The sequence below is a fragment of the Schaalia sp. ORNL0103 genome (assembly GCF_019429565.1).
Lineage (GTDB): Bacteria > Actinomycetota > Actinomycetes > Actinomycetales > Actinomycetaceae > Pauljensenia.
Map to the genome: position 1 here is coordinate 1 of NZ_JAHXSA010000001.1, position 12,954 is coordinate 12,954.

General features: G+C 66.2%; 13 protein-coding genes. 7 read left to right on the plus strand and 6 right to left on the minus strand.

The genetic code is table 11. The features are described 5' to 3' along the window. The 3 genes from JJJ16_RS00005 to JJJ16_RS00015 all read right to left on the minus strand — a co-directional run. The coding region (locus JJJ16_RS00005) for a hypothetical protein (protein ID WP_219750872.1) at positions 1–1,165 on the minus strand (1,165 nt) is incomplete at its 3' end. A gap of 20 nt (positions 1,166–1,185) precedes the next feature. Beyond that, positions 1,186–1,671, minus strand: coding sequence for a hypothetical protein (locus JJJ16_RS00010; protein WP_219750873.1), 486 nt, complete (start codon positions 1,669–1,671; stop codon positions 1,186–1,188). 234 nt (positions 1,672–1,905) lie between these two features. Further along, positions 1,906–2,508: a hypothetical protein gene (locus JJJ16_RS00015; RefSeq protein WP_219750874.1), complete on the minus strand. Its 603-nt coding sequence runs from the start codon at positions 2,506–2,508 to the stop codon at positions 1,906–1,908. 151 nt (positions 2,509–2,659) lie between these two features. Here JJJ16_RS00015 and JJJ16_RS00020 point away from each other — a divergent pair, with 151 nt between their 5' ends. The 3 genes from JJJ16_RS00020 to JJJ16_RS00030 all read left to right on the plus strand — a co-directional run bounded on the left by JJJ16_RS00020 (position 2,660) and on the right by JJJ16_RS00030 (position 5,035). Next, positions 2,660–3,181, plus strand: coding sequence for a peptidylprolyl isomerase (locus tag JJJ16_RS00020; RefSeq protein ID WP_219750875.1), 522 nt, complete (start codon positions 2,660–2,662; stop codon positions 3,179–3,181). A gap of 110 nt (positions 3,182–3,291) precedes the next feature. After that, positions 3,292–4,170: a rhomboid family intramembrane serine protease gene (locus JJJ16_RS00025; RefSeq protein ID WP_219750876.1), complete on the plus strand. Its 879-nt coding sequence runs from the start codon at positions 3,292–3,294 to the stop codon at positions 4,168–4,170. Positions 4,171–4,273: 103 nt separating this feature from the next. Beyond that, positions 4,274–5,035, plus strand: a complete 762-nt coding sequence (locus JJJ16_RS00030) for a Rossmann-like domain-containing protein (RefSeq protein ID WP_219750877.1) — start codon at positions 4,274–4,276, stop codon at positions 5,033–5,035. Between the two features lie 134 nt (positions 5,036–5,169). Here the strand turns inward: JJJ16_RS00030 and JJJ16_RS00035 are convergent, their stop codons facing one another. Continuing rightward, positions 5,170–5,433 carry a cell division protein CrgA gene (locus tag JJJ16_RS00035; RefSeq protein WP_003791600.1) on the minus strand — a complete coding sequence of 88 codons (264 nt, stop codon included), beginning with the start codon at positions 5,431–5,433 and terminating at the stop codon, positions 5,170–5,172. Positions 5,434–5,556: 123 nt separating this feature from the next. Between JJJ16_RS00035 and JJJ16_RS00040 the strand changes: the two genes are divergently transcribed. The 4 genes from JJJ16_RS00040 (at position 5,557) to JJJ16_RS00055 (ending at position 8,009) form a co-directional block, all read left to right on the plus strand. Beyond that, the gene (locus tag JJJ16_RS00040) at positions 5,557–6,255 is read left to right on the plus strand and encodes a DUF881 domain-containing protein (RefSeq protein WP_219750878.1); all 699 of its coding nucleotides are present in this window, start codon (positions 5,557–5,559) and stop codon (positions 6,253–6,255) included. Beyond that, positions 6,248–7,009, plus strand: a complete 762-nt coding sequence (locus JJJ16_RS00045; RefSeq protein WP_219750879.1) for a class E sortase — start codon at positions 6,248–6,250, stop codon at positions 7,007–7,009. The genes JJJ16_RS00040 and JJJ16_RS00045 overlap by 8 nt, the downstream gene beginning before the upstream one ends. A gap of 10 nt (positions 7,010–7,019) precedes the next feature. After that, positions 7,020–7,175: a hypothetical protein gene (locus JJJ16_RS00050; protein WP_219750880.1), complete on the plus strand. Its 156-nt coding sequence runs from the start codon at positions 7,020–7,022 to the stop codon at positions 7,173–7,175. Positions 7,176–7,322: 147 nt separating this feature from the next. Further along, positions 7,323–8,009 (plus strand): glutamine amidotransferase-related protein, encoded by a 687-nt coding sequence (locus tag JJJ16_RS00055; RefSeq protein ID WP_003791611.1) that lies wholly within the window; start codon positions 7,323–7,325, stop codon positions 8,007–8,009. Positions 8,010–8,720: 711 nt separating this feature from the next. On the opposite strand, the gene pknB is transcribed toward JJJ16_RS00055, so the two are convergent. Beyond that, complete coding sequence (pknB, locus tag JJJ16_RS00060) at positions 8,721–10,754, minus strand: Stk1 family PASTA domain-containing Ser/Thr kinase (protein WP_219750881.1); 2,034 nt, start codon at positions 10,752–10,754, stop codon at positions 8,721–8,723. Continuing rightward, entirely contained in the window at positions 10,727–12,952 is a 2,226-nt protein-coding gene (locus JJJ16_RS00065; protein WP_219751922.1) for a serine/threonine-protein kinase, read from the minus strand. Before JJJ16_RS00065 ends, pknB begins: the two co-directional genes overlap by 28 nt. Between the last annotated feature and the right edge of the window lie 2 nt (positions 12,953–12,954).

Below are 12,954 nucleotides of genomic sequence, written 5' to 3' on the forward strand. Positions count from 1 at the left end.
TGAACGGGAGCCTCAAAACGCTCGACCGCACTGACTTCCATGCCGTGCTGCTCCGGAGGGCACCCGCGCCGAGGACGCCGGCGCCGAGGGCTCCTGCGCCCGCGAGGCTCGTGCGCCCGGAGGCGTCGAAGCGGGTGGAGGGCCCCCCGTTAATGTTCCACAGAGGATGATGGCGATCGCTTGGAGGCGCGGGGGTGTAACCGCCGCGAGTGAGGCCGTTAGCGTAGCGCTCGCCACCGATGCGGGTGTGCATCAGGTCGATCCCCTTCAGATCCTCGGGGTCGGTGATGGGCTTGCTGCGGCTACCCAGCTGGCCCTCGCTGGTATAGCGATCGGGGATACGTTGGGACTGGAGCTTGCGCAGCTTCTCGGCATCAGCGTCCTGCGCGGTTGGGTCGTCGTAACCGCTCGGGTAGGCGCTGGAATTGGCGCCGCGCTGGAATGCGCGTCCGTAGTCGCTCTCGCGGTCGCCCGGGTACACGCCGGGCTGATCGGGGGATGCTGACTTGTTTCCGTTCTCGAGTTCCTTGGCAACCCAGGGAGCGGAAACTGAGGGGTAATCCGATACGTGCCCGGTTTTTTTCGTACCCACTTTCCTTGCCCTCGAGGTTTGTTTTACATCTCGGGCGTGGTTTGCCAACTCGTGCATGGAGTCGTTCAGGCGTCGCAGGATGTCCGCCGAGTTGGCCTCGCGCTGCGCGTTGGCCTGAGCGGCAACGGCGTCGTAGACGGCTGCGCCGGTCGAGGCGACGGCGTTGACGCCGGCCCCGAAAATGCCCAAGTTCTGCATGACGGGGATCGTCACCTCGGCCATGTCACGCAAGGCGTCCAGCCTGGAGTCGACCAGCACGGGGGAGAGCATCTCTGCCTCTTCGCGGGCGTGCTGCATGACCCGGCGCATCTCCACCTCGACCTGAGCGGTCGCGAGGTAGGATTCACGCCAGTCCTGCAAGCGTTGCTCAGCGTCCGCGAGCCACTTGTCGATGGCGGTGCCCGTCTGGCCTTGGAAACCCTGGTATGTGCGGTAGTGCCGCAAGCGTCGCTCGGCCTCGTTAATGGCATCCATCGTGGTGCGGTGTTTGAGATCGAGGCTCGCGAGAGACTCGTTTGCCTTTGCGTCCTCCACGAATTGCATGAGGCGCTTGTACATCGGACTCTTAACCACTGCAGTATCCTTCCCTATCCTCAGAAGTCGGAACTGCCGCTGACAACAGGATTGTTACTATCCTGTGAGCCTGCCGAGTACGTTGATGACGAAGGCGTCGTGGAAGCGGTATTGAGCGTTCCCGCAGCCTGATGGACCGGAACACCGAGCGAGGAGACGAGAGAAGCGAGGAAAGGAATGGAAGCCATGTTGGCTTCTTCGCCCTTAAATTTGCGCATGACCTCGTCTTCTGTCTTCTTGAAGTCGTCCTCGCTTTCGACAACCTTCCTGTCGAAATCACGGAGCTTATCGCCCTCGGATGCGAAACCCTCCCGAGCGGTGTTGTAGGCGTCCTGCAGTGCCTGCCGAGCGGCCTCAACGCCAGACTCAGTGCCCCATACGTCGGCGACCTGAGCGTCCGCAAACTCCCGAGCGGCCTGAGCAGCCGTGTCGAAAGACTCCGCTCCAAGGGCTCCATCCTGGCGCGTCTGATCATGATTCTGGGAGCTGAAGCTCACGTCGCTCACGACAACCTCCGGGCGTAACAAGCGCAGGCGTGGCCTGCAGACGTCAATGAGATGATGTTCATCATATGACCATCCGGCAAAGCGCGCAAAAATGCGGAGTAAGTGTCGACCATGACGAGGAGAAAGTACTCCGACGTAGCGGCTCACACAATCGATGCTCGGTGGCGATGAGTGGGGGGCCGCAGCGCAGCGCGCCGCGGCCCCCCGAAGCAAAAACCTCTCAAGAGGTTAAATTCACTCGCCCGCCTCGAAGGTGGCCTTCTCAGCCTCGGTGTCCGGCACGAAAGAATCCGTGTCCAGATCCGCCCAGTACTCCTCGGCCCACGGATCCTCGATCGGCTGCGAACGCTTCCACAGGATGTAGCCCGCGCCGGCGACGGCACCCACCAGGGCCGTCAGGCCGAAGGCGCGCAGCGCGCGGCACTTGCGGCGCTTACGCGTGGGGGTGGTGAGGGCGACAGCCGAAGCCTCGGAAGCGCGACGAGCGCGCTCCGACAGCGAACCGCGAGCCGACAGCGCCGCACCCGCCTGGTTGACGGCGAGGGAAGCGCGCGGCAGGTAGTCGTCCACGAGGTGCTCACGAGCGTTCTCGATCGCCGGGCCGGCCTGCGCGGCGGCAGCCTGCGCACGAGCGGCGGCGGTCTCGATCGCGGGGGTCGCGTGCTCGATCGCGGAATTCAGCGCGGCCTGAGCGCGAGGCGCGGCCCAGTCGACGCCCTGGCCAGCCAGATCGGCAGCCCGCACGGCAACCTTGCCGGCGTAAATGGCAGCGGCGTCGCGAAGCTGCTGAGACGATGCACGCAGCTTCTCTGCATCGAAAGTCGGCGAAGTAACCATGATGTCTCCGATTCTGTCCACAATAAATGGGGGCGCGGACGCGCCACTCACTCCTATTGTGCAACAACGAGCTGTGATCTGCAGCCCACCGGCTCGCGTGAGGTGCGTGACGGACAGGAAACACCCAGGAAAAGATGCGACCATTACAGTCATGAAAGCTATTCTTCACACCTCCGCCGGCGACATCACCGTCGAACTGTTCCCCAACCACGCCCCCAACACGGTCAACAACTTCGTGACCCTGGCCAAGGGCGAGCGCGAATGGGTCGATCCCACGACCGGCCAGAAGACCTCCCGTCCCCTCTACGACGGCACCATCTTCCACCGTGTCATCCCCGGCTTCATGATCCAGGGCGGCGACCCCCTCGGCACCGGCACCGGCGGCCCCGGCTACCAGTTCAACGACGAGATCCACCCCGAGCTCAACTTCAACGACCCCTACCTGCTCGCCATGGCCAACGCCGGCAAGCGCATGGGCAAGGGCACCAACGGCTCCCAGTTCTTCATCACCGTGGCCCCCACCCCGTGGCTGCTCGGCAACCACACCATCTTCGGTAAGGTCACCGACGAGGAGTCCAAGCGCGTCGTCGACGCCATCGCCACCACCCCCACGGGCGCCCAGGACCGCCCCGTGACGGAGCAGGTCATCAACTCCATCGAGATCGTCGACTGATCCTCTCCCCTCATCATCGACGAGGCCGGGGCCGCCCCCCGCTGCTGCGTGCAGTGACCGGGATGGTACGCCCCGGCCTCGTCCCTTACCCGCCTGCTGAAAGGGAAGCTATGAGTATGCCGAGCTACGGCCAGCGCTCTGACCCGCGCGCCGCCCCCGACTGTCCGCGACACCCGGGTGTGCGCAGCGTCGACTACTGCAAGCGCTGCAACCGGCCCATGTGCGTGGACTGCGCGATCCCCACCGAGGTCCGCTCGATCTGCGTGGACTGCACGTCCTCCAAGAAGCGGTGGATGGGCTCCGCCTCGCGCGCGGCCGCGGCCGGCACGCCGGTCGTCACCTACGCGATGATGGCGATCTGCGTCCTCATGTACGCGGTGACCTTCCTCGTGCCGTCGACGAAGCTCAGCCTGGCGCTCGTGCCCGCGTGGCTGATGTCGCACCCGTGGACGGTCATCACCGGCGCGTTCCTGCACGGCGGCATCATGCACATCCTGTTCAACATGCTCTCCCTGTACTGGGTGGGGCGCGCGATCGAACCGGTCCTGGGCCGGTGGCGTTTCCTCACGCTCTACCTGGTGAGTGCGCTGGGCGGCTCGGCCTTCATTCTTGCCTGGTGCCTCATCCAGCCCTCTGAGATCTTCGTGAGCACCGTGGGTGCGTCGGGCGCAGTCTTCGGCCTGTTCGGCGCCGTGTTCGTCCTCCAGCGCCTGGGCGGCTCAGACACGACCGCGATCCTGACGCTGCTCGGCATCAACCTCGTCTACGGCTTCATGGTCAGCGGCATCTCCTGGCAGGGCCACATCGGCGGGGCGATCGCCGGCGTGGGTGCCACGTGGGTCCTGGTGCGCATGGCCCGCCCGCGTCCGGGCGTCACGCAGGTGCATCAGAACCGGCGCGAAGCAGTCGTCGCGCTCGGCATGATCGCCGGCATGCTCGTGCTCAATGCCCTCGTGTTCCGCGTCCTGTACGAGGTCTATGGCGCGTGAGCGGTCAACGGTCGACAGGCGCATGGCATCTAAGGATGACCTAATATAGGAAGGGTCCGGCAAATAGTGCCGGACCCTTCCTCATGCGCCCACAGGAGAGACCATGACCAGCCCCTGGGACCTGTACGACCAGCTCATCGACGAGATCCCCGCCGACATCACCGTTACCCAGATCTTCACCGACGGCAAATGGCGCCGCGTCGCCTCCAGCGAAGATGGCGTCGGCATGGCCTTCGGCATGAACGTCCAGTCGCGCCCGCGCGCCACCGAGGACCCCGCCGACCTCGTCGGCCGCCCCCTGCGCGACGTCGCGGCCCTCGCCAAGTCCTGGAACTTCGAGGACGCCGGCATCGGCATGGCGGCCGTCAACGCCTACCACTCCCACCCCGTACGCGCCCTCGCCCACGGCTTCCGCCCCTGCAAGGAAAACAACTGGGCGCGCACCTTCCATCCCTACGCCCCCCTCGTCGCCGGCAAACGCGTCGCCGTCATCGGCCACTTCCCCTTCGCGGCCGCCGCCATGCCCGACGTCGCCGAGCTCAACATCCTCGAACGCAACGTCCTCGAAGGCGACTACCCCGACTCCGCCTGCGAATACCTGCTCCCCGAGATGGACTACGTCTTCATCTCCGGATCCGCATTCGTCAACAAGACCATGCCGCGCCTCCTCGCGCTCGCCTCCGGCGCCCACACCGTCGTCCTCGGCCCCTCCGCCCCCGCGTCCCCCGCGATCCTGCATGCCGGCGCCACGACCGTCATGTCCTTCGCCAGCGCGCACCCCGCGCGCCTCGAAGATGGCCTCGCCGGACGCTCCCTCCTTGGCATGTACGACGCCGGCATGAGGGTTGAGCTCAGCAGGCCCTGACCCGAGGACGAGGCCGTGACCCGGTAGTCAGCCATGGCCTCGTCGATAGAAATAGTGGGGCGTCCCGGCCGCAGCCGGAACGCCCCACACTCACACTCACTGGAGACAGCAGGTTCACGCCCGCCGTGCCACCGTCAACGCCAACGCAGCGTCATCAGGAAGCCGACCATCATCGTGCCCAGGCCCACCGCGATGTTCCATGCGCCCAGCTTCGGAACCGGGTAGGTGCCCGACGAAATGTAGTAGACAACAACCCACAGCAGGCCCAGAATCATCAGGGCCACAAACGTGGGCGCCCACCAGGCGGGGCTAAGCGGAATACCGTCAGTCCAGTTCTGGATGTCGGTATCGTCCTCAACCTCGTGCCCATTCTTCTTACGCTTCTTGGATTCGGCCACGTCGGGTCCTCTCTGCTGGCCCGCGCGGGAAGAAAACCGCCCGGCGGTGATGAATTAGTCGCAACACTAGCGTAGTCTCGGACGTGGAAAGTGCCAAAGCGCAGCGCCACATAAGGGGGAAAGATGCACGCACGCAGCGTTCGCCACGTCGCCGGCGTGCTCGCCGTGACCGTCGCCTCCGGCCTCCTCTTCTCCGTCTCTGCGCTCAACGAACGCAAAAATCCCGCGGCAACCTCGGACCTGTCCACCCTCGTGCGCAACCGCCAGGAACAGGTCAAAGCCCTCGAAAATGAGGTCTCCTCGCTCGATACGCAGATCCAGAGCTACACCTCCGTCGCCCCCCAATCCGGCGACGAGGACGTCTTCACCGCTCGCTCCACCCAAACCGTCACCGGCCCCGGCGTCCAAATCACCCTCAGCGACGCGCCCCCCGGAGAAATTCCCGAAGGCGCAACCCCCAACGACCTCGTCATCCACCAGCAAGACATCGAAGATACGATGAACGCGCTGTGGAGCGGAGGCGCCGAAGCCATGACCGTCCAGGGCGTACGCATCACCTCGCGCACCGTCATCCGCTGCATCGGCAACGTCATCCTCGTGGACGGAACCAGCTTCTCCCCGCCCTATGTGATCCAAGCAATCGGTGATCCTGCCACCCTGCGCGCGACGGTTACCGCAAACCCACGTATGGTGAATTACCAGGCCTACGTGACAAAGTACGGCCTCGGGTGGGACATGCAGACCAAAGACTCCCTGAGCTTCGCGCCCGCCACCACCCCGCTGACCGTCAACTACGCAACTGTGGAGGAAACGAATGGGTGAACACGTCGCCCCGACCACGCCGGCTAAGAAGAAGCGCTCCAACATCTTCTGGAACATCGTCGGTGTCGTCGGCGAACTGCTCATCACCTTCGCCATCATCGTCGGCCTCTTCTCCGTTTGGCAGCTCTACTGGACGACCTACGAGGTCGCCGGACAGGTCTCCCAGACCATCGCCTCGTACGAAGAAGAGCACCAGCCCTCCAAGCGCACTCTCGGCGAAGTCCGCACCGATGATCCGCCCGAGTTCACGCGCGAAGTCGGCGACGGCGAGGTCTACGGCCTCGTGCACGTGCCCACCTGGGACTGGATGAAGATCCCCCTCGCGGAAGGCACCACCTCCTACGTTCTCGACCAGGGATGGGCCGGCCACTACGACATGACCACCCAGCCCGGCGGCGTCGGCAACTTCTCCATCGCTGGCCACCGCCGCACCTACGGCAACAACTTCCGCTGGATCGACCGCCTCACCCAGGGCGACAAGGTCGTCGTGGAAGTCGACGACCACTACCTCGTCTACTCCATGGTCTCCTCCGAGATCATCGACGCAACCGACCCCACGCAGATGCGCGTCGTCGCCCCCGTCATCGACGACGTCTCCTGGTCCGAAACCCCCACCGAGCGTTGGATGACCATGACCACCTGCCACCCCGAATACGGCAACTGGCAGCGCTACATCGTCCATCTCAAGTTCGAATCCTGGACCCCCAAGGACACGGGCGTCCCCGCCGAACTCGTCGACGAACCCACGAACTGAAGGACCCCACATGTACGCATGGATCTTCCGCCACCTGCCCGGCCCCACCTGGTTCAAAGTCATTGAATCCCTGGCCCTCATCGCCGCGGCCGTCGCCGCCCTGTTCACCTGGGTCTACCCCTGGGTCCAGTCCTACCTGGAGCTCGGACAGTCCTCCGTCGGCTGAGCCTGAGCCGCTCGCTTGAGGATGGGACGAGGCCGGGGAGACCCGGCCTCGTGTCGTATCCACGGACGTTGGCTGGGTGTCGCCGTACGCGACCGTGCGCCCGGAGAGCGGACAGCGCCCGCGCGCCCACTAGGGGAGCGCCCTACGATGGATGCCGGAGAAGAGGCCACGGCCTCGTACATGAAAGGACCCGCGATGGCACGAATCCTCTGCGTCGATAACTACGACTCGTTCGTCTTCACGATCGTGGGCTACCTGCGCCACCTGGGTGCGACCGTGGACGTCGTGCGTAACGACGTCGTGGATCCCGCGTGGTTCGAGGCCGGCTACGACGGCGTCCTCATCTCCCCCGGACCCGGCGACCCCAAGAGCGCCGGCGCATCCCTGCAGACCATCGCCGACTGCGCCGAGCATGGCATCCCGATGCTGGGCGTGTGCCTGGGGCACCAGTCCCTCGGTGAGCTTTTCGGCGCGACCGTCGGGCATGCGCCCGAACTCATGCACGGCAAGACCTCCGTCATCACGCACGACGGGCGCGGCGTCTTCGAGGGCGTGCCTTCGCCGCTGACCGTCACCCGCTACCACTCGCTGACGATCGACCCCGCAACCATGCCCGACGAGCTCGAGGTCTCCGCGACCACCGAGTCCGGCATCATCATGGGCGTGCGCCACCGCTCCCTGCCCCTCGAAGGCGTCCAGTTCCACCCCGAGTCCGTCATGACCCAGTCCGGGCACCTCATGTTCGCCAACTGGCTGGCCGCCTGCGGCGACGCCGACGCGCGCGAACGGGCCGTGTCCCTGAAGCCCGTCGTCGCGGAGCGTTTCAAGCTGTAGGTTTCGTGGCCCCATCGAGTACGGATGCGTGTTCTGGATAGGAAGTTGTGTTCTGGATAGGAACTGCTCTTCTGGATAGGTTATTTTCCTATCCAGAACGCCATAACCTATCCAGATCGTCGTTTCCTATCCAGATCGTTGGGCGACGAAGCCCGTTCTCTTCACATTCGTGCTCGTCAACTGGGGAGCAGTGGGGGTTTTGCACTACTTGGGGCCTTGGGAGCGCGCGTCATCGGCGTGTCGGAGGCTCGTGTAGTGCAAAACCCCCCACTGAACGATGCTGTTGCCGCGAAAGTTCTTGTTCCTTTGTGGTGTTACACCATTTCGGGAGCATTACACCCCTTCCGAGCTGGTGCAATGCTCCCAAAATGGTGCAATGCTCCCCAATAGGTGCAGCACGTTGTGAATGCAGATGGGCGTGTTAGCTACGGTGCCGCAGATGTGCTTGTGGGTGCATGCATGCGGATAGGTTGCGAGCATCCGGATAGGTTATGAGCATCCGGATAGCTTATTAACCTATCCGGATGCCGATAACCTATCCACATCGTCATAACCTATCCGCGTAGAGGACCGGCTTTCTGGCGCTCGTGTTGGCCGCCCCCGCGCATACAGTGAGGCCCGCGCCGGAGGACTTTTCCTCGCAGGCGCGGGCCTCACTGATCACGGGGGCGACTACGAAGCGGTACTACCGCGACGCGGCCCGGGGCTCACTCAGTGGTGTGCATTTCCGTTGTTGTTGCCGTTGTTATTGCCGCCGTTGTTTCCGTTCTGGCCGCCCTTCGACACCTTCAGCTTCACGGTCGAATTCTTGTCCACCTTCGAACCCTCGCCGGGCTCGACGGAGAGGACCTGGCCTGCGGGCTGGTTGCCTGCGACCTCTTCGACGGTGACGGTCAGGCCCAGGGCCTTGAGCTGCGCCTCGGCGTCTTCACGGCCCATGCCGACGACGGTGGGAATCTCCACCTGCGCGGCCTTGCCGCTCGAGATGGACACGCCAATGGCGGTGCCCTTCTTGACCTTCGTGCCGGTCGCGGGATCCTGCTCGACGATGCGGTCCTTCTCCTTCTCGGAGTCAACGCTCGTCACGTTGCCCAGCTCCAGGCCGACGCCCTTGAGGGTGCTGCGCGCCTGATCCTGGGTCATGCCCGACAGGTCGGGCACGTCCACCTGATCCGAACCGGAGGACAGGTAGGCGCGGATCGTCTGGCCGGCCTTCACCTTGGAACCGGGGGAGGGGTTGGTCTGCGCGACCTTGCCCTCGGGAACGGTGTCGGAGGCGACCTTGCTGGAGTCGAGCTCCCACTTCAGGCCAAGGGCCTCGATCGCCTTGCGGGCGTCATCGGGGCTCATGCCGACGAGGTTGTCCGGCAGGGTCACCGAATCGGGGCCGGAGGAGATGGTGACGCGGACGGTCGCGCCCTTCTCGGCCTGCGTGCCCGCGGCGGGGTCGGTGGAGGCCACGGAGCCCTCAGCGACGGTGTCGGAGGCGACCTTGTCGGGGTTGAGCTCCCAGGTGAAGCCCGCCTGCTCGATTTGGGTCTTCGCCTCGGCCTGGGTCAGGCCGACGACGTTGGGAACCGCGATCGACTCGGGCTCGGCGGCGCCGCGCGTCAGGGCCCACACCGAGCCGCCGATCAGCAGCAGGGCGATGAGCAACACGGTCGCGATGATCGCTGTGCGACGCTTGCGGGCCTTGGCGGCCTCGTTCGCGGTGTCATCGGTGGCAACCGCGGGCAGCGACGTGGAGGTCGCAGCCACCGCCGCGGCGGGCGCGTGGCTGGGGACCGCCGCCATCGGCGTGGTCGCGGCGGTCCGTGCGGACGCCATGCCGGCGGCGGGCAGAACCTCGGTCGCCCACGAGTCGGCGGGCGGCGCGCCCACGTCGAGGCCTCGGGCCACGCGCTGCAGGTCCGCGAGCATTGCTGCGGCGCTCGGGTAGCGGTCCTCGCGGTTCTTCGCCAGGGACTTCAGCACCACGCGGTCGAGCGAGTCCGGGATGTCGGACAGGATCGACGAGGGCGTGGGCGGGATCTGCTCGACGTGCTGGTAGGCGACGGCGACGGCCGAGTCACCCTTGAAGGGCGGGCGGCCCGTCAGCAGCTCGAAGAGCACGACACCGGTCGAGTACAGGTCGGAGCGAGCATCAACGGTCTCGCCGCGAGCCTGCTCGGGGGAGAGGTACTGGGCGGTGCCCACGACGGCGTTCGTCTGCGTCATCGTGGCCTGCGAGTCCGTCAGGGCGCGCGCGATGCCAAAGTCCATGACCTTGACCTTGCCGTCCGACGTCAGCATGATGTTGCCGGGCTTGATGTCGCGGTGCACCAGGTGGTTTGCGTGCGAGTACTGGAGGGCGGACAGGACACCCGACACGATCTCGATGGCCTCGTTGATCGGAACGGCCGTGCCGTCGGAGATCAGGTCCTTGACCGTGTGCCCCTCGACGTACTCCATGACGATGTAGGGCACCGCGATCGAACGGCCGGTCGCATCCTCGATGATCTCCTCGCCCGTGTCGTACACGGCGACGATGTTCGGGTGATTCAGCGACGCTGCCGACTGCGCTTCGCGACGGAAGCGCGCCTGGAAGATCGAGTCCTGCGCCAGATCGCGGCGCAGCATCTTGATTGCTACGACGCGCGACAGGCGAGTGTCGAAGCCCAGGTGGACTTCGGCCATTCCGCCTCGCCCGATGAGCGAGCGGACCTCGTATCGGCCAGCTAGACGGTGGGCCATGGGCTCTGCCATGTCCTAACCTCCTCGATAATGTGTGCTCCCGCACTTGGTTGTATCAGGGAGCCAAGCATGTGTTTGATCGTAATAGCTGCAAGCGCGATGAGCGCAATCACGATGATTGCGACGATGACCGCGCGAATAATCTGCCTGGATGCTGGGACGGGTGGTGCGACGACGCTGCGCGAGTACGCGGTCTTGGCCGCCGGACGGGTACGTTGCGCGCTGCGAGCGTCGAGCTCGTGCCAGCGCGGCCCGCGCTTCGCCTTCTCGGGCCGCGGCTCATAGACCGAGCGTCGCTGGCGCTTCGAGGGCGTGGCTGCGCGAGGCTGGGGAACGGTCCCGTACACGCGCGGCGACGAGGCCGTGGCCGCCTTGTCGTGGCGAGGCGACTCGGAGCGGGTGGGCTGGGGAATGCGCGGGGTCGCCTGCCGGGCTGCCTGACGCTTGGCTTCTTCGGCCTCGCGGCGTTCGCGAGCTTCACGACGTGCGCGGGCTTCTTGAAGCTCGCGCTGGCGCTGTTCTTCCTCGCGGGCGACGGCTGCGCGGCGCTGCTCCTCGGCGGCGTCTTCGGCCTGTCGGGCTGCCTCGCGTTGGCGCAATCGCTCGGCGAGGGCGGCGCGTCGATCCTGCGGCTCGGACGGCAGCGGGGTCTTCGGTGCGGCGGTGTGCGCGGGCGCTGCATCGGCCGGAGGGGCCGGGATAGGCGCGGAACGCTGCGCGGGCGCCGAGGCCTGGGGGCGCTGGGCGGTCTCGCTGTTGGGCTGGGGGACCTGCTCGGAGTGAGCGGGAGCCGCGTGCCTCGGGATGGAACCTGTGGTCGTGCGGGCGGTGGCGGCCTGCGCGGGCATAGGAGCGGCGGGCGCAGGAGCCTTCTGCGCGGGAGCCGTCTTGGCCGTGGACCGCGTCGGGATCGGGGCCGAGACCGGTGTCGGTGGGTTCGCCGCGGGGGCCGGGACGGCTGCGTGGCGACCGGTCGAGGTCAGCGATCGGACGGCACCCGAAACTGCGGGCTCCTGCTCGCCGGTCGTCTCGGGGTGCAGGCGACGAACCCGGGTGGGAGTGGACACGGGGCGAGAGATCGGGGGAACCTCGGCCTCGTCGAGGATGCGCGGGACGGCGGCGTGGCGACCCGTGATTGGGATCGGGGCCGAGGAGGGGGCGATCGTCGTCGCTTCTTCGAGGACGGGCAGCTTGGCGTGGCGGCCCGTCGTCGCACGCACCTTCGGAGTGAGTCCCGAGGGGGGCTGCAGCATCTCGTCGGGCAGCGTGCGGCGCGTTAGGTGCCGCACCGGTGCGACGATCGGCACCGACGGCTGGACGGGTGTGCGCACCTCTTCGGGGCGCTGCGCGGCCTTCGGCAGGGGCAGCGGGCGAGGGGTTACGGAGACGCCCATCGCCTTGGCTGCGCTCGCGATTTCGCGCACGGCTGCGGACCCGGACTCGGGGCGCTTCGCGGGGTCCTTCTCCAGCAGGTGCAAGATGACGTCGGCCAGGGGCTCGGGCACGAAGTCCGGCAGCGGTGGAACGGGATCGTTGACGTGTGCGAAGGCGATGTCCACCTGGGTTTCGCCGGTGAACGGGCGTCGACCGGCTGCGGCCTCGTAGGCGATGACGCCGAGGGCGTAGAGGTCACCGATGGGGGTGGCGACCTCTCCCATGGCCTGCTCGGGCGGCAGGTACTGGGCGGTGCCCATGACCATGCCCGCGGCGGTCAGGTTGACCTGGCCCTTCGCGCGAGAAATGCCGAAGTCCGTTAGCTTCACCATGCCATCAGGGCGAACAATAATGTTCGCGGGCTTGATGTCGCGGTGCACGACGCCCGCGCGCGCGGCAGCGCCCAGCGCCATCGCGACCTGCACGAGGATCGGCATGAGGTACTCGGGCTCAATGCGGGAGCCGCCGCGCAGGTAATCCGTCAGCGGATGGCCGTCGACGAGCTCCATGATGATCCAGCCGATGCCGTCTTCCTCGCCCGAATCCTGTGTGTTGGCGATATTCGGGTGCGAGATCGACATCGAGTTACGGGCCTCGAGGCGCAGGCGCGAGAGCGAGAGCTCCTCGCCCGTCAGCTCGGGGCGCAGGACCTTCGCGGCGACGATGTGGCCGCTGACGCGGTCGCGGGCCTTCCACACCTCGCCCATGCCGCCCTGGGCGATCGGGGTGAGCAGCGTGTAGCGCCCCCCGAGCACTCGCCCGGCACCGGAAGTCATGC

Excerpts from the sequence above, each read along its gene's own strand:
- pknB (WP_219750881.1), bottom strand. The coding sequence starts at position 10,754 with ATGGCAGAGCCCATGGCCCACCGTCTAGCTGGCCGATACGAGGTCCGC.
- JJJ16_RS00065 (WP_219751922.1), bottom strand. The coding sequence starts at position 12,952 with ATGACTTCCGGTGCCGGGCGAGTGCTCGGGGGGCGCTACACGCTGCTC.
- JJJ16_RS00055 (WP_003791611.1), top strand. The coding sequence starts at position 7,323 with ATGGATGCCGGAGAAGAGGCCACGGCCTCGTACATGAAAGGACCCGCG.
- JJJ16_RS00050 (WP_219750880.1), top strand. The coding sequence starts at position 7,020 with ATGTACGCATGGATCTTCCGCCACCTGCCCGGCCCCACCTGGTTCAAA.
- JJJ16_RS00040 (WP_219750878.1), top strand. The coding sequence starts at position 5,557 with ATGCACGCACGCAGCGTTCGCCACGTCGCCGGCGTGCTCGCCGTGACC.
- JJJ16_RS00030 (WP_219750877.1), top strand. The coding sequence starts at position 4,274 with ATGACCAGCCCCTGGGACCTGTACGACCAGCTCATCGACGAGATCCCC.
- JJJ16_RS00015 (WP_219750874.1), bottom strand. The coding sequence starts at position 2,508 with ATGGTTACTTCGCCGACTTTCGATGCAGAGAAGCTGCGTGCATCGTCT.
- JJJ16_RS00025 (WP_219750876.1), top strand. The coding sequence starts at position 3,292 with ATGAGTATGCCGAGCTACGGCCAGCGCTCTGACCCGCGCGCCGCCCCC.
- JJJ16_RS00045 (WP_219750879.1), top strand. The coding sequence starts at position 6,248 with ATGGGTGAACACGTCGCCCCGACCACGCCGGCTAAGAAGAAGCGCTCC.
- JJJ16_RS00020 (WP_219750875.1), top strand. The coding sequence starts at position 2,660 with ATGAAAGCTATTCTTCACACCTCCGCCGGCGACATCACCGTCGAACTG.